The sequence below is a fragment of the Streptomyces sp. NPDC041814 genome, from assembly GCF_055590565.1.
Window position 1 is genome coordinate 78,213 of record NZ_JBVJAM010000017.1, and the last position, 21,543, is coordinate 99,755.

General features: G+C 70.5%; 22 protein-coding genes and 4 pseudogenes. 3 read left to right on the forward strand and 23 right to left on the reverse strand.

Annotated elements, in window-relative coordinates:
• The first annotated feature begins 62 nt into the window (after positions 1–62).
• Both ACZ6C6_RS32315 and ACZ6C6_RS32320 read left to right on the forward strand, forming a co-directional pair.
• Positions 63–786, forward strand: a pseudogene (locus tag ACZ6C6_RS32315) (MerR family transcriptional regulator).
• Positions 783–1,610, forward strand: coding sequence for a hypothetical protein (locus ACZ6C6_RS32320; RefSeq protein WP_469208052.1), 828 nt, complete (start codon positions 783–785; stop codon positions 1,608–1,610). Before ACZ6C6_RS32315 ends, ACZ6C6_RS32320 begins: the two are co-directional and overlap by 4 nt.
• A 2-nt stretch (positions 1,611–1,612) precedes the next feature.
• Here ACZ6C6_RS32320 and ACZ6C6_RS32325 read toward each other — a convergent pair whose 3' ends face one another.
• From ACZ6C6_RS32325 to rpsB, 9 genes are all read right to left on the reverse strand, one after another.
• Positions 1,613–2,638 (reverse strand): ABC transporter ATP-binding protein, encoded by a 1,026-nt coding sequence (locus ACZ6C6_RS32325; RefSeq protein ID WP_469208054.1) that lies wholly within the window; start codon positions 2,636–2,638, stop codon positions 1,613–1,615.
• Between the two features lie 3 nt (positions 2,639–2,641).
• On the reverse strand, positions 2,642–4,246 hold the full coding sequence (locus tag ACZ6C6_RS32330) for an ABC transporter permease (RefSeq protein WP_469208056.1): 1,605 nt from the start codon (positions 4,244–4,246) through the stop codon (positions 2,642–2,644).
• 86 nt (positions 4,247–4,332) lie between these two features.
• Positions 4,333–5,439, reverse strand: a complete 1,107-nt coding sequence (locus ACZ6C6_RS32335; RefSeq protein WP_469208058.1) for a thiamine ABC transporter substrate-binding protein — start codon at positions 5,437–5,439, stop codon at positions 4,333–4,335.
• A gap of 272 nt (positions 5,440–5,711) precedes the next feature.
• A complete protein-coding gene (rlmN, locus tag ACZ6C6_RS32340) occupies positions 5,712–6,818 on the reverse strand; it encodes a dual-specificity RNA methyltransferase RlmN (protein WP_164401695.1) in 1,107 nt (368 codons plus the stop codon).
• An 89-nt stretch (positions 6,819–6,907) separates the two neighbouring features.
• Positions 6,908–8,005, reverse strand: coding sequence for a phosphatidate cytidylyltransferase (locus ACZ6C6_RS32345; protein WP_469208060.1), 1,098 nt, complete (start codon positions 8,003–8,005; stop codon positions 6,908–6,910).
• Positions 8,005–8,562: a ribosome recycling factor gene (frr, locus tag ACZ6C6_RS32350; RefSeq protein WP_018102371.1), complete on the reverse strand. Its 558-nt coding sequence runs from the start codon at positions 8,560–8,562 to the stop codon at positions 8,005–8,007. Before frr ends, ACZ6C6_RS32345 begins: the two co-directional genes overlap by 1 nt.
• A gap of 158 nt (positions 8,563–8,720) precedes the next feature.
• The gene (gene pyrH / locus ACZ6C6_RS32355; RefSeq protein ID WP_469208063.1) at positions 8,721–9,497 is read right to left on the reverse strand and encodes a UMP kinase; all 777 of its coding nucleotides are present in this window, start codon (positions 9,495–9,497) and stop codon (positions 8,721–8,723) included.
• A gap of 156 nt (positions 9,498–9,653) precedes the next feature.
• Positions 9,654–10,490 carry a translation elongation factor Ts gene (tsf, locus tag ACZ6C6_RS32360; RefSeq protein ID WP_018102373.1) on the reverse strand — a complete coding sequence of 279 codons (837 nt, stop codon included), beginning with the start codon at positions 10,488–10,490 and terminating at the stop codon, positions 9,654–9,656.
• Between the two features lie 97 nt (positions 10,491–10,587).
• Entirely contained in the window at positions 10,588–11,490 is a 903-nt protein-coding gene (gene rpsB, locus ACZ6C6_RS32365) for a 30S ribosomal protein S2 (protein ID WP_143625983.1), read from the reverse strand.
• Positions 11,491–11,766: 276 nt separating this feature from the next.
• Here rpsB and ACZ6C6_RS32370 point away from each other — a divergent pair.
• A pseudogene (locus ACZ6C6_RS32370) lies at positions 11,767–12,249 on the forward strand (peptidoglycan DD-metalloendopeptidase family protein); the annotation flags it as partial.
• Positions 12,250–12,491: 242 nt separating this feature from the next.
• Here the strand turns inward: ACZ6C6_RS32370 and ACZ6C6_RS32375 are convergent.
• The 14 genes and pseudogenes from ACZ6C6_RS32375 to ACZ6C6_RS32440 form a co-directional block, all read right to left on the reverse strand.
• Positions 12,492–13,064: a TetR/AcrR family transcriptional regulator gene (locus ACZ6C6_RS32375; protein ID WP_469208201.1), complete on the reverse strand. Its 573-nt coding sequence runs from the start codon at positions 13,062–13,064 to the stop codon at positions 12,492–12,494.
• Between the two features lie 103 nt (positions 13,065–13,167).
• Positions 13,168–14,004 (reverse strand): RNA polymerase sigma factor WhiG, encoded by an 837-nt coding sequence (gene whiG, locus ACZ6C6_RS32380; protein ID WP_469208065.1) that lies wholly within the window; start codon positions 14,002–14,004, stop codon positions 13,168–13,170.
• A 195-nt stretch (positions 14,005–14,199) separates the two neighbouring features.
• Positions 14,200–14,577: pseudogene (locus ACZ6C6_RS32385) on the reverse strand (DNA-processing protein DprA); the annotation flags it as partial.
• A 153-nt stretch (positions 14,578–14,730) separates the two neighbouring features.
• Positions 14,731–16,617 (reverse strand): annotated as a pseudogene (locus ACZ6C6_RS32390) (recombinase family protein); the annotation flags it as partial.
• 40 nt (positions 16,618–16,657) lie between these two features.
• A complete protein-coding gene (locus ACZ6C6_RS32395) occupies positions 16,658–16,858 on the reverse strand; it encodes a hypothetical protein (protein ID WP_469208067.1) in 201 nt (66 codons plus the stop codon).
• A gap of 57 nt (positions 16,859–16,915) precedes the next feature.
• Complete coding sequence (locus ACZ6C6_RS32400; RefSeq protein ID WP_469208069.1) at positions 16,916–17,395, reverse strand: hypothetical protein; 480 nt, start codon at positions 17,393–17,395, stop codon at positions 16,916–16,918.
• 300 nt (positions 17,396–17,695) lie between these two features.
• On the reverse strand, positions 17,696–18,148 hold the full coding sequence (locus ACZ6C6_RS32405) for a hypothetical protein (protein ID WP_469208071.1): 453 nt from the start codon (positions 18,146–18,148) through the stop codon (positions 17,696–17,698).
• Between the two features lie 216 nt (positions 18,149–18,364).
• Positions 18,365–18,844 (reverse strand): hypothetical protein, encoded by a 480-nt coding sequence (locus ACZ6C6_RS32410; RefSeq protein WP_469208073.1) that lies wholly within the window; start codon positions 18,842–18,844, stop codon positions 18,365–18,367.
• Between the two features lie 362 nt (positions 18,845–19,206).
• Entirely contained in the window at positions 19,207–19,551 is a 345-nt protein-coding gene (locus ACZ6C6_RS32415) for a hypothetical protein (protein ID WP_469208074.1), read from the reverse strand.
• The gene (locus ACZ6C6_RS32420) at positions 19,538–20,086 is read right to left on the reverse strand and encodes a hypothetical protein (RefSeq protein WP_469208076.1); all 549 of its coding nucleotides are present in this window, start codon (positions 20,084–20,086) and stop codon (positions 19,538–19,540) included. Before ACZ6C6_RS32420 ends, ACZ6C6_RS32415 begins: the two co-directional genes overlap by 14 nt.
• Positions 20,079–20,393, reverse strand: a complete 315-nt coding sequence (locus ACZ6C6_RS32425) for a hypothetical protein (RefSeq protein ID WP_469208078.1) — start codon at positions 20,391–20,393, stop codon at positions 20,079–20,081. Before ACZ6C6_RS32425 ends, ACZ6C6_RS32420 begins: the two co-directional genes overlap by 8 nt.
• On the reverse strand, positions 20,390–20,590 hold the full coding sequence (locus ACZ6C6_RS32430; RefSeq protein ID WP_469208080.1) for a helix-turn-helix transcriptional regulator: 201 nt from the start codon (positions 20,588–20,590) through the stop codon (positions 20,390–20,392). Before ACZ6C6_RS32430 ends, ACZ6C6_RS32425 begins: the two co-directional genes overlap by 4 nt.
• 162 nt (positions 20,591–20,752) lie before the next feature.
• The gene (locus ACZ6C6_RS32435) at positions 20,753–21,046 is read right to left on the reverse strand and encodes a hypothetical protein (protein ID WP_469208082.1); all 294 of its coding nucleotides are present in this window, start codon (positions 21,044–21,046) and stop codon (positions 20,753–20,755) included.
• Between the two features lie 225 nt (positions 21,047–21,271).
• The gene (locus ACZ6C6_RS32440; RefSeq protein WP_469208084.1) at positions 21,272–21,532 is read right to left on the reverse strand and encodes a hypothetical protein; all 261 of its coding nucleotides are present in this window, start codon (positions 21,530–21,532) and stop codon (positions 21,272–21,274) included.
• Positions 21,533–21,543: the final 11 nt, after the last annotated feature.

Here is a 21,543-nt window from a genome sequence, read left to right on the forward strand (position 1 = left end):
TGCGCCCCGCGCTCTGTGGCGGCGCTTGACCTTGACGCAGCGGCAAGGTTTCTACTGGCGGCATGCGAATCGGAGAGATCGCCGCGCTCGTGGGGCTCACCACCCGGGCGATCCGGCACTACCACCATGTCGGCCTGCTCCCGGAACCCGAGCGGCTACCGCGCCTACAGCGTCCGCGATGCCGTCCTCCTCGCCCGGGTGCGCCGCCTCACCGAACTCGGCCTCGGCCTCGACGAGGTGCGCGACGTCCTCACCGATGACGCCGGGCGCGAGCTCGCCGAGGTGCTGGAGGAACTCGACGCGGACCTGGCCCGCTAGGAGGAAGCCATCCGGGAGCGCCGTCGCCGCCTCGGCACCCTGCTCGCCGAGCCGCCCGGCGCCACCGGGCCCGCCTCGCCCGCCCTCGCCGCGCTGCTGGCACAGGCCCCGAGGACCGATTCGCCGAGCGCGGCCAAGGACCGCGAATTCCTCACGCTGATGGACGCGCCCGGCAGCGGCGGCCGGGAAGTCTTCGCGCTCTTCGAGACGCTGGTCACCGACCCCGCCGTCATCGCACTGTACGAGCGCCTGGACGCGCTCGCCGAGGCCCTGGCCGACGATCCGCGGATCGCCCCGCTGGCCGCCGATCTGATGGCGGCCGTCCCCGAGGAGCTGTTCGCCGCGATTCCCGCGGACGGGGTGGTCGTGACCGGCCTCAAGGAGGCGATGCTCGCCGAGTACGCCCCCGCGCAGGCGGAGGTCGTGCGCCGTCTCATGGAGGCATTCATGGCGAGGGGCCGGGGATGACCGGCGTACGGACCACGCGGATCGCCGCAGCCGCCGTGCTGCTCGGAGAACTGGCGCTGACGGCCTGCCTGGTGGCCGGGGTCCGACCGCCCGGGTGGGCCATGGCGGGCGCCGAGGCTCTGATGCTCGCGGTGCTGCTGCTGGAGGCCCGGGTGCTGCGTTCGCTGTACGTCGCGGCGCGAGCCGAGGGGGCGGACCGGCGGACGGCGCGGCGGGCCGCCCTGCGGCGGGCGGTGCCGGTGACGGTCCGCCGACTGGTCCTCCACGAGTTGCGCGCCCTCGGCTCCCTGGGGCGGTGGGTCCGGCGCCGCGCGCACGGTGTGCGTCCCGGGGACCTCGCCGTCGCGTACACGGGCCCGCAGACCGCGATGATGTACGGGCTGCTCTTCGTGATGGCCGTCGAGACGCTGGGCCTGGCCCTCCTGATCCCGTGGCCGGTGGTCCACCGGGTGTTCCTGGTGCTCGACCTGTACGGCGTCCTGCTCGTACTGGCACTGCACGCCGCCTGCGTCACCCGGCCGCACGTCGTGCGTCCCGACGGCTCGCTGAGGATCCGTTACGGGGCCCTCTTCGACCTCGTCGTGCCGCAGGACGCGGTCGCCTCGGCCCGGGTCGACCGGCGCTATCCGGAAGGCCGTCTGATCACCGTCTCCGACGACGGGGTCCTCGACCTCATCGTGGGCAGCCAGACGTCGGTGACCCTGCGGCTGAACCGGCCGCTCACCTTCTCCCGCCCGCTCGGCGCGAGGGAACGGGCCCACACCATCCGCTTCCACGCCGACGACCCGTGCGCGCTCGTCCGAGCGGTCCGCCCTGCCGCCTGACCTCAGAACAGCGCCGGCAGCACCACGCACTCCGACGCGTCGAAGGTGACGCCCACGCGCTCACCCTCCTCCGGGGTCCCGCGCAGCGAGCACTCCGCCTCCAGCACCGGACCGCGCTCGGGGTGCAGGGTCACGGCGACATGGCTGCCCCGGAAGGTGCGTGCGCCCACGACGCAGCGCAGCCCCTTCTCCGGCCCGCCGATCCGGACCCCGGCCGGCCGCACCAGCAGATCGCACGCGCCCTGCGGTGAGCCGACGGGCACCGGGACCTCGCCCCAGCCCGTGTCCGCCGCGTCCCCCTCGACGGTCGCCTCGACCACGTTGTCGAAGCCCAGGAACCGGGCCACGAAGGCGGAGGCGGGGCGCTGCCACACCTCCAGCGGGGTGCCCACCTGGGCGACGCGGCCCTCGCGCATCACGACGACCCGGTCGGCCAGCGCGAACGCCTCGCCCTGGTCGTGGGTGACGGCGAGCACGGTGGTGCCGAGGCGGCCGAAGAGGGCGCGCAGCTCCACGACGAGCCGTTCGCGCAGGCTGCGGTCCAGCTGGCCCAGGGGTTCGTCGAGCATCAGCAGCCTGGGGCTGGGGGCGAGGGCCCGGGCCAGGGCGACGCGCTGCTGCTCGCCGCCGGAGAGCGCGGCGACGGCGCGGCGTCCGGCGCCGGGGAGGCCCACGAGGTCCAGGAGTTCGGCGACCCGGCGGTCCTGCTCGCCCCGGCCCACGCCGTGCATCCGCAGGCCGAAGGCGACGTTGGCGCCGACGTCCCGGTGCGGGAAGAGCTGGTGGTCCTGGAACATCAGGCCGAGGCCGCGCCGGTGGACCGGGATGCCGTCCTGGTCGGTCCCGTCGAGCAGGACCCGGCCGCCGTCCGGCTCCTGGAGGCCGGCGACCAGGCGCAGCAGGGTGGACTTGCCGCTGCCGCTCGGCCCGAGGACGCAGACGATCTCGTGGTCGGCGACCTCCAGATCGACCCCGTCGAGCGCGTGCCGGTCACCGAAGCGGACGGTGGCCGATTCGAGCGTCAGCATCTCTCAGAACTCCCCGGATCGGTCGGTGCGGATACGTTCGAGCAGCAGCAGCGACACCGCGCACACGAGCATCAGGACGGTGCTGAGGGCCATGGCCTGCCCGTAGTTGAGCTCCCCGGACCGGCCGAGCAGGCGGGCCACCGCCACCGGCAGCGTCGGGTTGTCGGGCCGCGCGATGAACACGGTCGCGCCGAACTCCCCCAGCGACACGGCGAAGGCGAACCCGGCGGCGACCAGCAGCGCCCGCCGCACGAGCGGGAAGTCCACCTCGCGCCAGGCCCGCAGCGGCGAGGCTCCGAGCACCGCCGCGGCCTCGCGCAGCCGCGCGTCCACCGCTCGCAGCACCGGCAGCATGGTCCGAACGACGAAAGGCACCCCGACCAGCGCCTGGGCGAGCGGCACCAGGATCCAGGAGGTACGGAGGTCCAGCGGCGGCTTGTCCAGGGTAATGAGAAAGCCGAAGCCCACGGTGACGGCGGAGACCCCGAGCGGCAGCATCAGCAGCGCGTCGAAGCCCCGGACCAGCCGGCCCGCCCGCCGGGTGAGCGCGGCGGCGGCGAGCCCTCCGACGACCAGGGCGATCGAGGTCGCGACCAGGGCGTAGCGCAGCGAGTTCCCGATGGCCTCGACCGGCGCGACCAGGAACGTACCGCTGTTGGCGTCCGCCGAGGTCAGCGCGCGGTAGTAGGCGAAACCGGAACCGCCCAGCGACCGTTCCACAAGCACCGCGAGCGGCAGCAGGACCAGGAGCAGCACGCTCAGCAGGACCCCGGCGAGCAGGGTCCACTGCCCGGCCCCCCGCGGCCTGCGCGCGGTCACCGCCGGATCGACCAGCTTCAGCGCGCGCTCCCTGCGGCGTACGGTCCAGGCGTGCACGGCGAGGATCGCGCCGACGGCCGCGAACTGCACGAGCGTCAGCACGGCGGCCGTGGGCAGCGCGAGCAGCTGCGCGGTCTGCCGGTAGATCTCCACCTCCAGCGTGGAGAAACCGGGGCCGCCGAGGATCTGTACCACCCCGAAAGAGGTGAAGGTGAACAGGAAGACCATCAGCGCGGCGGCGGCCACGGCCGGGGCGAGCGCGGGCAGCGTGACGCGCCGCCACGCGCTGAACCGGCTCGCGCCAAGGACCCGGGCGGCCTCCTCCTGGCGCGGGTCGAGCTGCGCCCAGAGGCCCCCGACGGTGCGGACGACGACCGCGTAGTTGAAGAAGACGTGCGCCAGCAGGATCGCCCACACGGTGGTGTCGAGCCGTACGCCCCACAACTCGTCCAGCAGCCCGCCGCGCCCGAGCATCGCGAGGAATGCGGTGCCCACGACGACGGTAGGCAGCACGAACGGCACCGTGACGACGGCCCGCAGAACCTGCTTGCCGGGGAAGTCGAAGCGGGCGAAGACATACGCGCCCGGCAGCGCGATCAGCAGGGTCAGCGCGGTCGAGGCGAGGGCCTGCCACAGGGTGAACCACAGGACGTCCCGGATCTCCGGCCGCGCCAGCACCTCGCCGAACCGGCCGAACTGCCAGACGCCGTCCGTCTTGAGCCCCCGGCCCACGATCGCGGCGACCGGGTAGGCGAAGAACACGGCGAAGAACGCGACGGGCACGGCCATCAGGCCGAGCCGCAGCGCGGCCCCGCGCCGGGCCCGGGCGCGTGCGGATCTCCCGCGCGCGCCCGGTCCGCGTACGGGAGTCTTCGTTACTTCACTACGAGCGAGGACCACGACTGGACCCACTGCTCACGGTTCTTGGCGATGGCGTCCGGGGCGACGGTCGCCGGGTTCTCGGCGGTGGCACCGAACTTCGTGAAGAGCTCGGGCACCTTCGCGTCCTTGGCGACCGGGCTGACGAACATGGTGAGCGGCATGTCCTCCTGGAACTTCTTCCCGATCAGGAAGTCCAGCAGGGCCTTGCCGCCCGCCTCGTTCTTCGCTCCGTCCAGGAGACCGGCGAACTCGATCTGGCGGAAGCAGGTGCCGGTGGCGACCCCGGTCGGCGCGGTCTTCGGCTGCGGGTCCGCGTACAGCACCTCGACGGGCGGGCTGGAGGCGTAGCTGACGACGAGCGGGCGGTCGGCCTTGGCCTTCCTGCCGCCGGCCGAGCCGGAGAACTCCTCGTTGTACGCCTGCTCCCAGCCGTCCACGACCTTGACGCCGTTGTCCTTCAGCTTCTTCCAGTAGTCCTGGTAGCCGTCCTCGCCGAAGGTGGCGACGGTGCCGAGGAGGAAGCCGAGGCCGGGCGAGGAGGTCGCGGCGTTCTCGGTGACGAGCAGGTCCTTGTACGCGGGCTTCGCCAGGTCGGCGAAGGTCTTCGGCGGCGCGAGCTTCTTGTCGGCGAAGTACTTCTTGTCGTAGTTGACGCAGATGTCGCCGGTGTCGACCGGGGTGACCCGGTGCTTGTCCGCGTCCAGCTGGACATCGGCGGGGACCCGCTCCAGGCCCTTGGCCTCGTACGGGGTGAACAGGCCGTTGTCCAGGGCGCGCGAGAGCAGGGTGTTGTCGACGCCGAAGAACACGTCGCCGCGCGGGGAGCCCTTGGTCAGGATCTCCTGGTTCAGGGCGGCGCCCGCGTCCCCGCTCTTGAGGACCTTGACGGTGTAGCCGGTCTCCCGGGTGAACTCCTTCAGCACGTCCTTGGAGGCGTTGAAGGAGTCGTGGCTGACGAGGGTGACGGTCTTGGAACCGGACGAGCCCTTGGTGGATCCGGAACCGGACGCCGAGTCGTCGGAACTTCCGCAGCCGGCCAGCGCGGTGACGCCGAGCGCGGCGGCGACGGCCGCCACCGCGGCCTTCTTGGTGGTGCTCATGTGTGATTCCTCCTGGAGTGACCAGGAAGAGACGCGGCCCTGCCCGCACACCGGCCGGAGCCGGAAGCGGGCAGGGCGCAACAGCTTGAGTAAGGTCCGAACTTCCTACCCGGAATGACCCGGGCGAGGTTCAGAGGGTCTGCGGCCAACCTGTCCTTGGTGCCGCACTCTCAGCGCTGTGGCGCTCCCCTGTCGGAATATGCAGTTGATTTCGGCCCCAGGCTACACGGCCGTTTTCGGCCGGGGCCCCGGGCGTCCGGGACCCCGCCCCCTCAGCGCTCGGAGGCCGCCAGCTGCCCGCAGGCGCCGTCGATCTCCTGGCCCCGGGTGTCGCGGACGGTGACCGGCACGCCGTGGCTCGCGATGGCCTCCACGAAAGCGCGCTCGTCCTCGGGCCGCGAGGCGGTCCACTTGGAGCCGGGTGTCGGGTTCAGCGGGATGAGGTTGACGTGGACCCGCTTGCCCTTGAGGAGGCGGCCCAGCAGGTCGCCGCGCCACGCCTGGTCGTTGATGTCGCGGATCAGGGCGTACTCGATGGAGATGCGGCGGCCCGACTTCTCCGCGTACTCCCACGCGGCGTCGAGCACCTCGCGCACCTTCCACCGGGTGTTCACCGGCACGAGGGTGTCGCGCAGCTCGTCGTCCGGGGCGTGCAGCGAGACGGCGAGGCGGCACTTGAACCCCTCGTCGGCGAACCGCAGCATCGCGGGCACCAGGCCGACGGTGGAGACGGTGATCCCGCGCTGCGAGAGGCCGAGGCCGTCGGGCTCCGGGTCGGTCAGCCGGCGGATCGCGCCGACGACGCGGTTGTAGTTGGCCAGCGGCTCGCCCATGCCCATGAACACGATGTTGGAGAGCCGGGCGGGGCCGCCGGGGACCTCTCCGTCGCGCAGGGCCCGCATGCCGTCCACGATCTGGTGGACGATCTCGGCAGTCGACAGGTTGCGGTCGAGACCGGCCTGCCCGGTCGCGCAGAACGGGCAGTTCATCCCGCATCCGGCCTGCGAGGAGATGCACATCGTGACCCGCTCCGGGTAGCGCATCAGGACGGACTCGACGAGCGTCCCGTCGTGCAGCTTCCAGAGGGTCTTGCGGGTGGTGTCGTCGTCGCAGCTGATGTGCCGCACGACGGACATCAGGTCGGGGAACATCGCCTCGGCGAGCTTGTCCCGCGACCCGGCCGGGATGTTCGTCCACTCGGCCGGGTCGTGCGCGTACCGCGCGAAGTAGTGCTGCGAGAGCTGCTGGGCGCGGAACGGCTTCTCGCCGATCGCGGCGACGGCCTCCCTGCGCTCGGCGGGCGTGAGGTCGGCGAGGTGCCGCGGCGGCTTCTTGGCTCCGCGGGGCGCGACGAAAGTGAGTTCTCCGGGCTTAGGCATGGTTCTTCCAGTGTCGCAGACGGAACGGCGAAGGCCCGCCGCCCTGTGGACGACGGGCCTTCGCACGGAAAACCGCAGGCCGGAGCCGGTCAGCCGGAGCCGACGAACAGCACGAGCAGCAGCCAGACCACCGGGGCGGTCGGCAGCAGGGAGTCCAGCCGGTCCATGATCCCGCCGTGGCCGGGCAGCAGCGTGCCCATGTCCTTGATGCCGAGGTCACGCTTGATCATGGACTCGCCCAGGTCGCCCAGGGTGGCACTGGCGGCGACCGCGAGGCCCAGCAGCAGGCCCTGCCACCAGGAGCCGTCGTCGACCAGGAACTGCATGCACAGCGCACCGGCGACCATGGCGAAGGCGACCGCCCCGAACAGGCCCTCGCGGGTCTTGCCGGGGCTGATGCGCGGAGCCAGCTTGTGCTTGCCGAACCGCCAGCCGACCGCGTACGCCCCCGTGTCGCTGACCACGGTCAGCAGCAGGAAGGTCAGCACCCGCTGCGGACCGTCGTCGGCGGTCAGGAGCAGGGCGACGAAGGTGGCCAGGAAGGGCACGTAGAACGCGGCGAAGATGCCCGCCGTGACATCCCTGAGATAGTCCTCGGGCGGCTGCGCCATCCGCCACACGAGCACCGCCAGGGCGGTCAGGGCCATGGCGATCCAGGCACCCTCGGCCCCACGCGCGTACCCCGCGACGACCATGGCGGCGCCGCCGACGGCGAGCGGCACGAGGGGCGCCTTGATGCCCTTGCGCTCCTCCAGCCGGGAGGTGAGCTCCCAGAGGCCGACCACGACGGCGAGCGCGATGACGCCGACGAAGACTTCCTTGACGACGAAGAGCGAGACGACGACCAGCGCGCCGAGCCCCACACCGACCCCTATGGCGGCACCCAGGTCCCGGCCCGCGCGCTTCTTCTGCGGCGGCGGGGGCGGGGGCGGCGGGGCGGTCGGCATGGGCTCCTGCGGCTTCTCGTCGCGGAACAGGGGGCCGCCGCTCAGGCGTCCGGCCCCCTGGTCCCGGTGATCACGGTCTTCAGCGTCTCTACCTGCGTCGGGAACGTCCGGCACGATGGGCATGGGCCGAGTCTGCTGGGCGTCGTGCACATCGTAGGCAGGACCCGCCGCAGCACCCTGCATCTCCGGCGCGACCCGGTGGCCGGCGCCCTGCGGGGCGCCCCAGGAAGAGTCGTTCATCAGACTTCGAGCAGCTCGGCTTCCTTGTGCTTCAGCAGCTCGTCCACCTGCGCGACGTACTTCGCGGTGGTGTCGTCGAGCTCCTTCTCGGCGCGGCGCACCTCGTCCTCGCCGGACTCCTTGTCCTTGACCAGCTTGTCGAGGGCTTCCTTGGCCTTGCGGCGGACGGCCCGGATCGAGATCTTGGAGTCCTCCGCCTTGGTCTTCGCGACCTTGATGTAGTCGCGGCGGCGCTCCTCGGTCAGCTCGGGGAAGTTGACCCGGATGATGTTGCCGTCGTTGCTCGGGTTGACGCCCAGATCCGAGTCGCGGATGGCCTGCTCGATGTTGCGCAGCGCGGTCTTGTCGAACGGCGTCACGACGGCCATGCGGGGCTCGGGCACCGAGAACGAGGCCAGCTGGTTGATCGGGGTCGGCGCACCGTAGTAGTCGGCGACGATCTTGTTGAACATCGCCGGGTGCGCACGGCCGGTGCGGATCGCGGCGAAGTCCTCTTTCGCGACGACGACGGCCTTCTCCATCTTCTCCTCGGCCTCGAGGAGGGTTTCTTCGATCACCACGTGCTCCTGCGTGTCTTGAACGGGCCCGGCGGGCCCGGCGGGTCCTGCGTCGCGTTCTCACCTGCACGGTGTCCGACCGGCAGGCCGTTGTCCATCTTCCGGGGCCGGTCCCGCGCCCCTGTTCCACCGGGCCTCACCGGTGGACGCGCCGGTCGTCAGGCGCGGGTGTCCTGGTCGCTCACGAGCGTGCCGATCTTCTCACCCTTGACGGCGCGGGCGATATTGCCGGCGGCGGTGAGCTCGAAGACGAGGATCGGCAGCTGGTTGTCACGGCAGAGCGTGATGGCGGTGGCGTCGGCGACCTTGAGGTCGCGGGCGAGCACCTCGCTGTACTCCAGCGCGTCGAACTTCACCGCGGCGGGGTTGGTCTTCGGGTCGGAGTCGTAGACCCCGTCCACACCGTTCTTCCCCATGAGCAGCGCCTCGGCGTCGATCTCCAGGGCACGCTGGGCCGCGGTGGTGTCGGTGGAGAAGTAGGGCATGCCCATGCCCGCGCCGAAGATCACGACGCGGCCCTTCTCCAGGTGCCGCACGGCACGCAGCGGGATGTACGGCTCCGCGACCTGGCCCATGGTGATGGCGGTCTGGACGCGCGAGTCGATGCCCTCCTTCTCCAGGAAGTCCTGGAGGGCGAGGCAGTTCATCACGGTGCCGAGCATGCCCATGTAGTCGGAGCGCGCCCGGTCCATGCCCCGCTGCTGGAGCTCGGCGCCGCGGAAGAAGTTGCCGCCGCCGATGACGACCGCGATCTCCGCGCCGTCCCGGACGACCGCGGCGATCTCCCGGGCGATGGCGTGCACGACATCGGGGTCGACACCGAGGCCCCCGCCGCCGGCGAACGCCTCTCCGGACAGCTTCAGCATGAAGCGTCCGCGCACCTTGCCGTCCTCGCGCTTGTCGTCGTCTTTGGCGGCGTCCGCGCCCTTGTTCATGGGGATTCTCCTCGTGCACATACGAAGAAGGCCATTGCCGGTGGGTCTGGTGTCCCTTGCGGCAATGGCCTCCTCGTCAGATCTGCGGTCGTACGGCGGTGTGCGGCCGTCGACTGCACCAGACCCTACCGGGTCCGCCGTTTTTCGCGGACGGACTCAGATGCCGACCTTGATACGCGTGAAGCGCTTCAGGGTGACACCGGCCTCGTCCAGAACCTTCTGGACCGACTTCTTGTTGTCCAGCGCGTACGGCTGGCCGAGGAGGGTGGCCTCCTTGAAGAAGCCGTTGACGCGACCCTCGACGATCTTCGGGAGGGCGGCCTCGGGCTTGCCCTCGGCGCGGGTGGTCTCCTCGGCGACGCGGCGCTCGGCCTCGACGACCTCGGCCGGGACGTCCTCGCGGGAGAGGTACTTCGGCGCGAAGGCGGCGATGTGCTGGGCGAGGCCCTTGGCCAGGTCGGCGTCGGCCTTGTCCAGCTCGACCATGACACCGATCTGCGGGGGCAGGTCGGGCATGGTGCGGTGCATGTAGACCGAGACGAAGGCACCCTGGAACTGCGCGAAGCGGTCCAGGACGATCTTCTCGCCGAGGTTGGCGTTGGCCTCGTCCACGTACGCCTGGACGGTCTTGCCGGGCTCGATCTCGGAGGCGAGCAGCGCCTCGATGTCGGCCGGGGAGGTCGCGGCGACGTGCGCGGCGAGGGCGTTGGCGACGGCCTGGAACTTGTCACCCTTGGCGACGAAGTCGGTCTCGCACTTCAGCTCGACCAGAACGCCGGAGGTCTTGTCCTCGGAGACGAGGGAGACGACCGCGCCGTTCTCGGCGGAACGGCCCTCGCGCTTGGCGACGCCCTTCTGGCCCTTGATACGCAGCGCCTCGACGGCGGCGTCGACGTTGCCGTCGGCCTCGTCGAGCGCCTTCTTGCAGTCCATCATGCCGGCGCCGGTGAGCTCGCGGAGCTTCTTGACGTCAGCGGCGGTGTAGTTCGCCATGAGTCTGTGTTCTCTCTCGAAGTCTGAAAGATCTACGGGTGGACGGCGGGGGCGGTGCCAGTGCACCGGCCCCCGCCGTCTTCAGCCGTGACGGGTGTCAGGCCTGCTCGGCGTCCGCGGCCGGGGCCTCGGCCTGCTCGGCGGCGATGGCGGCCGGCTCCGCGTCGGCGGCGGCGTCCTTCTCGGTCTCGACGGAGGACTGGACCTCGGCGTCGGCCTTCTTGTCGCCCTCGAGCAGGTCGCGCTCCCACTCGGCGAGGGGCTCGCCGGCGGCCTTCTCGCCCGGCTTCGAGTCGCCGGTGGCGGCACCGGAGCGGGCGATGAGGCCCTCGGCGACGGCGTCGGCGATCACGCGGGTGAGCAGGGTGACGGAGCGGATCGCGTCGTCGTTGCCCGGAATCTTGTAGTCGACCTCGTCGGGGTCGCAGTTGGTGTCGAGGATCGCGACGACCGGGATGTGGAGCTTGCGCGCCTCACCGACGGCGATGTGCTCCTTCTTGGTGTCGACGACCCAGACGGCGCTCGGCACCTTCTGCATCTCGCGGATACCACCGAGGGTCTTCTCCAGCTTGGCCTTCTCGCGGGAGAGGACCAGGAGCTCCTTCTTGGTGAGGCCGGAGGCGGCCACGTCCTCGAAGTCGATGAGCTCCAGCTCCTTCAGGCGCTGGAGGCGCTTGTAGACGGTGGAGAAGTTGGTGAGCATGCCACCGAGCCAGCGCTGGTTGACGTACGGCATGCCGACGCGCGTCGCCTGCTCGGCGATGGCCTCCTGGGCCTGCTTCTTCGTACCCACGAACATGATGGAGCCGCCGTGCGCGACGGTCTCCTTGACGAACTCGTAGGCGCGGTCGATGTACGACAGCGACTGGAGCAGGTCGATGATGTAGATGCCGTTGCGCTCGGTGAAGATGAAGCGCTTCATCTTCGGGTTCCAGCGACGGGTCTGGTGACCGAAGTGGACGCCGCTTTCCAGCAGCTCCCGCATCGTGACGACGGCCATGGCCGTACTCCTTGGTTTTCTCGGTTGTCGCGGCAGCAGGATTGCTGTCGCGCCTGACGCCCCGGCGCGCCGTGCCGCAAGGGACCGAGGGGCGCGGCCACCTCCGCTGAACGGGTGGTGGCGGGGCGTGCGAAGTCGACCCGGTGACCCGGGTCGCCTGAAGAAGTGTACGGGACCGTCCGGGTGCCGGGTGACGGCGCTGTCCACAACCGGCCGGTAGTCCACAGATCCGCCTCGTGATCCCCGCGCGGGCGGGCCACGGGGGACGGTGGCGCCATGCGAATCACAGGGGAACGAGCACGGTGGTGGCTGCCCTGGGCCGTCGTGCTCACCGCGCTGACGGCGTGGGGCGGGTGGCCGGTCGCCGCCGAGGCGGCCGGGGCCTTCCCTCCGGGGCAGGCCGGAGCCCGCGCGCCCGGCCTGCCGCAACGGGAAGGCCCCGGCGGCGGGGACCGGGTCTGGCCGCTGGCGGGGCGGCCTTCGGTCGTACGGGGATGGGAACCGCCCGCCGGTCCGTACGGGCCGGGCCACCGGGGCGTGGACCTGGCGGCCGCGCCGGGCACCGAGGTGCTGGCCGCCGCCGCGGGCCGGGTCTCGTTCGCGGGGGCGGTCGCCGGGCGCGGGGTGGTCTCCGTCGAGCTCGCGGGGACGGGCGACCCGCCGCTGCGGACGACGTACGAGCCGGTGCGCCCGCTGGTCGCGGAGGGCGACGAGGTCACGGCGGGCCAGGTGGTGGCCGTGCTGGAGGCGGGGCCGTTCCACTGCGCGGCGGCCTGCTTGCACTGGGGGCTGCGCCGGGAGGAGGCGTATCTGGACCCGCTGTCGCTGCTGCCGCCGGCGCTGCTGCGGCGCGGCCCTTCGCGGTTGCTGCCGGTGTACGGCGTGCCGCTGCCGGAGCCGCCGAAGGCTGGGGCGCCGGCCGCACGCGGGGCGGCGGTGCCCGCCCTGCTGGTGGTGCTCGCCGTGCCGTGGCGGTGGTGGTCGCGGCCGTCGCGGCGGGGTCAGTCGCGGGCGGCCGCGCCCCGGACGCCGTCGAGGATCATGGCGACGGCGGTGTCGGCGATGACCCCCGGCTCCTCCGCCACGGTCAGCTCGATGCGCCGGACGGCGGCGTCCACGGAGCCCTGGAGCAGCATGGCCGCGAGGCGGGGCTCCGCGTGGCCGAGGTCGCCGAGCGCCTCCACGATCATGGCGATGAGCCCGCCGTGCGCTGCCCGGATCTTCTCGCGCGCGCCCGCGTCGAGTTCGCTGGCGGAGATCGCGACCACGGCCCGGTGGCGCCGGTCCCCGACCAGGTCGAGCTGGCGCCTGACGTACGCCTCGACCTTCTCCTCGGGCGCCCCCGCCCGCTCCATCGCGCTCTCCACCTCGGCCGCCCAGACGGGGAAGTCGACGGCGCAGAGCTCCTCGACGACGGCGGCGCGGGAGCGGAAGTACTCGTAGACGGAGGACCGGGCGAGGCCCGTGCGTTCCGCGAGGGCGGGGAAGGTCAGCGCTTCCGTGCCCCCCTCGGACAGCAGGGAGCGCGCTGCGTCCAGGAGGGCGCCGCGCTGCATGGTCCGGTGCTCGGCCACGGAGGCCGCTCGAATCCTGGGCACGCCTCCACTCTACGGCGACCGCTGCCGAGAGGTACGCGTGCGGGCCGAGGTGGCCGGTCCGGGTGCCCGGCGGACCGGCTCAGCGCCCGGCGTCCGCCAGCTTCGCGCGGAGCTGAAGCACCGACTTGGTGTGGATCTGGCTGACCCGGCTCTCGGTGACCCCGAGGACGTTGCCGATCTCGGCGAGGGTCAGGCCCTCGTAGTAGTAGAGCGTGACGACCGTCTTCTCGCGGTCCGGGAGGGTGTTGATCGCCCGGGCGAGCAGCCGTCTCAGCTCGCGGTCCTCCGCCACTTCCACGGGGTCGTCGGCGGTGGTGTCCTCCAGGGTGTCCATCAGGCTCAGCCGGTCGCCGCCCTCGCCGCCCACATGCAGCAGCTCCTCCAGCGCGACCACGTTGGCCAGGGACAACTGGCTGAAGACCGCGTGCAGATCGTCCAGCGTGACGCCCATCTCCGCCGCGACCTCCGCCTCGGACGGGGTGCGGCGCAGCTGCGCCTCCAGCGTCGCGTAGGCGCGTTCGACGGCGCGCGCCTTCTGCCGTACGGAACGGGGGATCCAGTCCAGCGCCCGGAGTTCATCGATCATCGCGCCCCGGATGCGGGTGATCGCGTAGGTCTCGAACTTGATGGCCCGTTCGACGTCGAACTTCTCGATCGCGTCGATCAGCCCGAACACCCCGGACGAGACGAAGTCCGCCTGCTCGACGTTGGACGGCAGGCCCACGCTCACCCGCCCGGCGACGTACTTGACCAGGGGCGAGTAGTGCAGGATCAGCTGCTCCCGCAGCCGTTCGTCGCCGGTCGTCTTGTACGAGCGCCACAACTCGTCGAGCGAGGACGGGGCGGGAGGGCGCACAGTGCCACGCGCAGCCGGTGGTACTGCCGCGCGGTCAGACCCGGAGGTGTGAGGGGGCATGTGGTGCCTTGAGCCGTTCTGCCGTGAAGTACTGGGACTTGTCTCTGGGGCGGAATCCTTGTGAGCGTAGCGTGACTGGGTTGTCGCGGTGCGCGCAGGATAGAGGATGCCGACCGGGCGCTCACCGGCCCCGGAGTCACCGTGGAAGCGTCCGCCGAGGTCATCGGCATCACCTTTTCACCCGAATGCCCCAGGTCAAGAATCGCCTCGCCGCGCGTCGTCCCGGCAAGTCGGCCTTCGCGTCAACCTCCAGCCCTCGCCCACGCGTTCGACGTATCCCAGTGAGTGCAGTTCGTACAGCTTGCCGAGGGCTTCGTCGGTGCTGGTCCCGGCGCCTCGCGCCACCTCCCGGGCATCGACGGCGGCGCGCGCCGGAAGCGCGTCCAGCACCCGCCCGGCGACGGTGTCCAGCAGGTCCCGGGGCAGCACCGGACCGCTCCTGGAGGGAGCCAGCTCCCCCATGTCGCCCACCAGCTCGACCACTTCCGCGGCGTCCGTCACCAGTACGCCCTCCCCGCGCAGGAGTTCGTGGACACCGGCCGACAGACCGCTGGTCGCCGGCCCCGGGACGCCTGTTTCCGGGGCCACCCCCTCTTCCTGGATATCGGCACCCGTCAGGACACGCGGGTCCACGCGGCCCTCCACCCGGAAGGGCGGCACGAGGTGCAGCACCGGGACAGGGCGGTACCCGGGGCCATCCACGGGCAGCGCGGCCATCAGGTCGTCCCAGACCCCGCAGGTGCGCCACGTCTTATAACGGGTGTGGACGCCCTTCCACGGACCGAACCGCTCGGGCAGGTCCTGCCAGCGGTGGCCGGTGCGCGCCTTGTAGAACATCGCGTCGAGCATCAGGCGCCCAGAGATCAGCTTGTGATTCGGCGACTCCCACGCCTTCACGATCGGCTCGGCCAGGGCCCACGCCTCGTCGGTCAGCTCGGCAGGCACCTGGCGCCCGGCCTCCTTGAACCACTCCGCCATCGAGCACGACAGCCCGAGCTTCGGTCTGGGCACGGGCCCGGTGACCGTGACCCGCACGTCCAGCAGAGCCAGCACCTCGGCTTGGTCGGCCGGGTCCATGTCGGCCAGCCGCGTACGGGCTACGGTGGCCAGCGCTTCGAGGTCGCGCGCCCGCTGGGCGGTGGCCACGGTCTCCTCAAGCCACGCGGCGGCCTCGTCGCGGATGTCGGTGAGCTGGCGTCGCTCCTCTACAAGGGCGGCGGTCACCTCCACCACTGCCGACGCCGGAAGCCCTGCCTTGGCGTACTCCTTGAGCGTGGTCGCGATGGCTCGGTCCAGGTTCGCAATCTGGCGGTCGAAGTCGGCGATGCGGTCGGCGTGCTGCACCTTGTCGCCCTCAGTCATGCCAACCCACTCAGCCGCCATCGACCTGAGACGGGCGGGGTCACCCAGCAGGTTGACCACCTCGCCCCAGACCGCCGCCTCCATCGTGTCGGCGTCGATCATCTTGCAATCGCACACCGAGCCGCCCGGGTACCTCGCGGCCAGCCCGGAGCACCGGTACCAGCGACCTTCCCGGCCGGACCGAGCCATGCCGACGTGGTGCGAGTTGCAGCCGGTGTGCTCGTTGAACAGTCGCTTCGACAGCGGGTACGCCTGCGGCTGCGACCTGCCCACCCCCTTGGACGTCCGGCCCAGGGCTGCCGTCAGGGCGGCCACCTCGTCCGGCGTGAAGATCGGCTTCAGCTTGATGATGACCGTCTCGCCGTTGAGCGGCTTGCCGTCGCGGCCGAACTTGGCCCCGTGCCCGGCGTGGGTCCGGTTGGGGTTCCGGAAGATCACGCGGGCATTGAGAGTCGACTCGCTGAGGAACTTGGCCCGAAGGTTCGAGTGCGTCCAAGGGACACCCGACCGAGTGAACAGGTTCTCGGCGTTGAGGCGGGTGGCCAGCTCGCGCGTGTTGTTGATGCCGTCCTCAACGATCAGCCGCCAGGCCAGCCGCAGCACCTTGACTTCAGCCTCGCACTGGACAAGGTGTGACTTGCCCTTCTGGCCCTGACAGGCGATCTCGTAACCGTACGGCGGCATGCCGCCGGGCCACCCGCCGTCTTCGGCTTTCTCCTGGAGGCCGCCTTGGGTGCGCCTGCGGATGGTCTCCCACTCGGTTTCGGCGTAGTCGGCGTCACGGCGCATCTTCTTGCGACCCTCGGCCGTGCTGTTGTCGTAGTCGTCCTCTACTACGCCGACGTACACGCCGATGTCTTCCAGGGCCCAGACCCACCGCCAGAACGCCCGCCCGGTCCGGCCGATGGCGCGGCCCTCGCTCACGACCACGATGTCGAAGGGTCGGGGGGTGCGGTGGGCATCGCCCATCAGCCGCTTGAGATCTTCACGGTCGGCCGCTTCGAGCGACCCCGAGATGCCCTCGTCGGTGTAGGTGCCGACGTGGTCCCAGTCCTTGCGCCCGATGTACCGGGTGATCTTCTTCAGTGCGGCCTGGACGCCGTACCCCCTGGCCTGCTCCTCGGTCGAGACGCGGGCATAGGCGACAGCCCGCAACCTGGCCGTCTGGGTGACCCGGTCAATGACGCCCATGGCGACGTCGAGAGCGTCTGTGTTCTTCTGGTTCATGCTGGCGATTCCTTGTTTCAGCATTCGGCCCGGCCGGGGTGGCACCCCCGGCCGGGCTCGTTCGTCAGCGGGTGAAGTCGGCCGTGCAGTCGGCCCAGATGAAGTCGCCGGATGCCTGGTCCATGACCACCTCGCGCACCCTCAACTCGTGGGTCTCGGGCATGTCGCGCCGGGCCTTGTCGGCGAGCCTCTGGATCGTGTCGGCGTCGCGGTTCTGGGCGGTGACCATGCGGCCCTGCGGGTTGCGGAACTGGATCTTGTACATCGGGGGCTCCTCGGTGAGGAGCCGGGCGGCCTGACCGACCGCCCGGCGGCGGGATGGTCAGACGAGCTGGAACTTGGTCGTGGTCTTGGTCGCGCCCTTGGCGTCGGTGTAGGTGAAGGTGTCGCCCGCGACGGTCCCGGTGCGCTCCCAGCGGCCGACCTTGGCGGTGACGGACTTCGGGGCGGCCTTCTTGGCGGCGCGGTCGGCGGCCCTGGCGGCCTTCTCGGCGGCCTTGCCCCGGGCTCGGGCGATTCCGGCCTTGACCATGTAGGCAAACTTGAATCCGGCGGCCATCGAGTCGGCCTGGCCGCTGGTGACGACGCCGTCCTGGGTGCGGGTGACCATCTCCGCCGCCGCACCGGCCTTGATCAGGAAAGACTTGAGCTTGGCGTCGTGGCCCGGGGCGAACAGGCGCGTCGTGGTCGTCGCGCAGCCGGTGGTCCGGCCGTCCTCCGTGGAGAACTGCGAGCAGGTGCACGGCGTCCAGCGCTCGCCCTGGTCGGCTGCAACCTTGTTCGCGGTCTTGTTCGCGGCCATTTCGTGTCTCCCGAATTCTCCGAATTCCGGCCGGTCCGGAATTACAGGAAAATCAAAACACGGGATTTGCGCGCCGCACAATTTCTCAAATTTAACCGAAACCAAAAAGGCGGCCGAAATAGGCGCGACCACACCCATTCACGCACCTGAATTCACGACCCGTAATCGTCACTTCTCGTAACTGTAAACTGGAACTGGAACACCCAGTGGAACCCCCGCCCCACCCCCCATGCCTGGGCACGTACCCGGCGGGGAGGGGGTGGGGCGGGGTTTACAGTTCCATTTTCCAATTACGGCTCGTTACCGCTGAAAGCCGGAGTGGTTGACCGTGTCGGCCGGAACGCGGGGCGTCGGCAGGCCGTCGCTGGCGAGCGTGGCCATCTGGTCGCGGCCCCTGATCTGCCGGGCCTTGACGCTCCAGTGGGCCACCTCCCCCACCGTCCAGCGCGCGACCTTGTACGCGACGTAGAGCCCTCCGGCGATCACCAGGCCGCCGGGCACGGGCCCCAGCTCACGGATGGCGAAACAGCAGCCGAGCACTGCCGAATTGGCGCCGAGAATGGCCCACGTCCTCCAGCGGCGAGGGCGCCGGACGATCGTGCCAGCACCCCCCACAGAAACCCGGGGAAGGCCGTTCTTGGTGAGTCCGGCGCGGCGCTTGGCGGCGGTGTTGTGGGTGTAGTTCGCGCCGAAGCTGACGCGCTTCCCGGTGCGGGTCCGGAATTCCGGCTTGAACGTCTTGGCGGTGGCCATCGGTGGTCCCTTCCGGCCACCCGCCCCCCGTGCTTTTCTGGGTTTGGGCGGCCTTCCCTTGTCAGGTCGTTCGTGGTTGAGGGGCCCGAAAGCGAATCCTTGGCGGGGTAGCTTCCGGGCCCCTTCTGCGTGCGGGTCGTCAACCTCCGGCCGGGCACCGAGTACCGGGCCGGATCTCTCGTGCGGCGGGAGGTACCACGGGAGGCCGGGACGGGCCTATCGGGCGGCGCGCTCTACTGCGGTCAGGCGGTGCATGGGCCCGGTGTGACCCAGCAGGCCACTGGCCAGGCGGCCCAGACCGTTGTCCGGGGTCGCAACCTGGTTGGCGGCCATGGCCAGCGCTCGGGCCAGCAGCTCTCGCGCAGGGGTCCGCTCTGCGTCGCTGAGTCCTGCCGCCCGGAGCCCTTCAGCGTGGCGGCTGATCACCTCGTTACGGGTGCAGGCCGCACGGCCGAGGTCGACCAGCGAGGCCACCGCCGCATCGAACTTGCGGGCGATGTGGGGGAGCGTGACGCCCTCGGCGTTCATGGCCTGCTCGGCCGCCGCCTTCAGCTCCTCGGTCCGGGCCTCCTTCTCGGCGGCAAGCCGGTTGCGCTCGTCGGCTGCGGCCAGCTCGGCCGCCTTGGCGTCGAGACGGGCGGTGTCCTCGTCCTCGATGGCCTGGCGGGCAAGCTGCATCAGTTCGGCTTCGTTCATGGTTGCTGCTCCTTGATGGGTATTGGATCTCGCGCCAGGTCGATGCGAGATCGGCAAGTGCGGTCCGGACCCGGCGCCCTGGGATCTGGACCCTGGGGACGGGGTCCGGCTTCCGGGTCTGGATCTGGTCCGAGATCGGCCGGACCCGGTCCGGGGTCGGGCCCGGACCCGGCTGTCAGATCCGGCGGACCCCCGCCAGATCCGGCGGACGAGTGCCAGCCGGAAGAGGCGGGCTGACGCCCGTTCCGCGCACCGCTCTGGCTGCGGCTCCGGGCGGCTCTCCCCCGGCCTCCCGGCGGCTGGCGGGCCCACGGGCCCCGGGCGGGACGAGAGGCCGTCCGGACCCCCGTCCCGCCCCGCCGCTACACCTGCTCGGTGCGGCCGTCGCCGTAGGTCCGGGTGGCCACCCCGGTCGTGGGGTCGATCCGCTCGACGTACGACTTCGGGTCCGGCAGATCCCGGCGGTCCTCGGCCCGGGTCCCGGCGGACCTCCGGATCTCGGCCATCTCGTCCTCGGTCACGGTGCCGTCGCCCTGCCGGGTCTCCTGGCCGTCCGTGACGCTGGCGGTGGTCACGCCCTCGGCGTCCCGGAACGTGAACCGCCCGGCCACCTGTCCGCCGTACAGGTCCGCCCGCAGGTCGTCCACGCTCGGGCCGTCCGGCGCCATCGGCCCCTGCACGACCTGGCCGAAGTTACGATTCGTCATTTGGTTCCTCCTGCTGGTTGATGATTCGCCCGGCCTCGTCGCTCTCGAAGGCCACGCCGGTCTGCTTTTCGAAGTCGTCGCGCACTGCGGCGAGCTGGTCCCTGAGGTCGACCAAGAAGCCCTTGGCCTCTTCGAGGGATTCGGCGCTGGTGACCTCGGGCGTCATGCGCTGAACGGCTTGAGTGAGATCGCTGATCGCCTTTGCGGCGAACGCGTAGTCGCGGTGGGTCCTGGCCGTGCGCAGCAGGACCCGGGCGAATGTCACGTCCTCTTGCAGACCTTCAGCAATTCCGGCCTGCGCCAGCTTGAGATCGGCAATTCGCGCCTTGAGCGGTCGCTCCATCTTGGCTCGGTCGAACTTGAGCCCTTCGGCTGCTGCGATCCGTGAAACCGTGACCGCCGGAATCCCCGTACGTCGGGAAATCTCGTTTCGCCCTATCCCTTGTTGCGCCAGGACGATAACCATCTCCGCGCGAGGTTGGACCGGTTCCGCTTCGCGGATTTTCTCCAGCGCCTTGGCGACCTGGTCACCCACCGGGCCCCCGCATGATCAGCGCCTGCGCCTCGGCGATGCCGTCCATCTGCTTTTGCGTCCGGGCTCGTCCGGCCAGCCGAATCAGCTCTCGCAGTGCGGCGATCCGTACCGCGTCCAGGCCACTCGCCTGGATCACGTCGGTGGTGTGGCGGCCCGGCTGGACCATCACCCCGTCCACGTCCTTGATCAGCGGCCGGACGCCTTCGTCGTCCACCTCGAAGAACCGCACCCGGTGCACCTCGGCCCCGAATTCCGGGTCGCTCTCGATGGCCACCCACCCCGCGTCCGCTTTCACGTACTCGCTCATTCGGTCACCTCCTCAATGAGTTCATCGATCGTGATTCCGGCGACCTTCGCGATTTTCCGTGTGCTTTCGATGTTCGGCCGGTGCACCCCGGCTTCCCACCTGTTCACGATGAAACGCGACGTCCCCAGCTCATCGGCGAATTGCTCTTGCGTCATGTTCCGGGAACGCCGAATCTCCCGGATCTTCGCTCCGTCCATGGAAAAAGTCCATCACGTGCGGTGCACCGCACGGTAGTACCATTTGGGGTTGCGTTTCGCGCAAGATAGACGCGGTCTTTCCGGGGTGCTTTCCTGGGGATGTTGGCCATCGGTGCAGAAGCCCCGCCGGTTCATTCCGGTGGGGCTTCTGCGTGTCCGGTTTCAGAAACGCGGCGCTTCGGGCAGCAGCCGCAGTATGAGCCGGTCGGCGTGGCCGATCTCGGCGAACCGCTGGGCCACCCTGCCCGCGTCCTCCTTGGCGACGACCGTGTATTCAAAGACCGAGTTGAAGCCGGGCCGTGCGAACTCGTCGCGCAGCAGTTGGTCGAGCTGTCGCCGACCGCGCCCGTCCGTCACCCTGGCGAGACACCAGTCCGGATCAAAGAGCCCGTGTCGCCTGAGGGCCACCCACCGCTCCCCCAGCTGCACCTTCGGGTGTGCGTTCCAGAACTCCATCGCTCCTCCGTGGCTCTTAAATATTGAAGTCCGGCCGGCACGACCGGTGAATGTTGGGAACTCGTCGTTACTGGGGCCGCGCCACGGGGCCGCCCCGGGACCACCCGCTGCCGCGCACTGGTGCCGTCCCGGCGTCCGGCGGTATCTCCCGTGGCCTCGCCCGGTGCCTGCGGCACTCGGGCCGTGGGGCGGTCCTCCGTGGTCTCCCGTGGGCCGTCCCGGGCCTCATCCCTCGCAAAGCTGCTTGTCAGCCAAGGAGTCCTCGCGGCTGCCGAATTCGGCCACGATGCGCGCACCCTTCCAAAGCGGCCCTGAAACGGTGACCCAGTGATATTCCTCGTCGACCTCGTCCCACCTCCGCACCACCTTGGCGTGCATGTACATTCCGTCCGACTGCTGGCCGAACTTCATGGTGGGGCTGAGCTCCGACCGATACACGGCTCCTCCGGCGTCGTCCACCTGAATCTTGAACCATTTGATTGCCACTTGATTTCCTC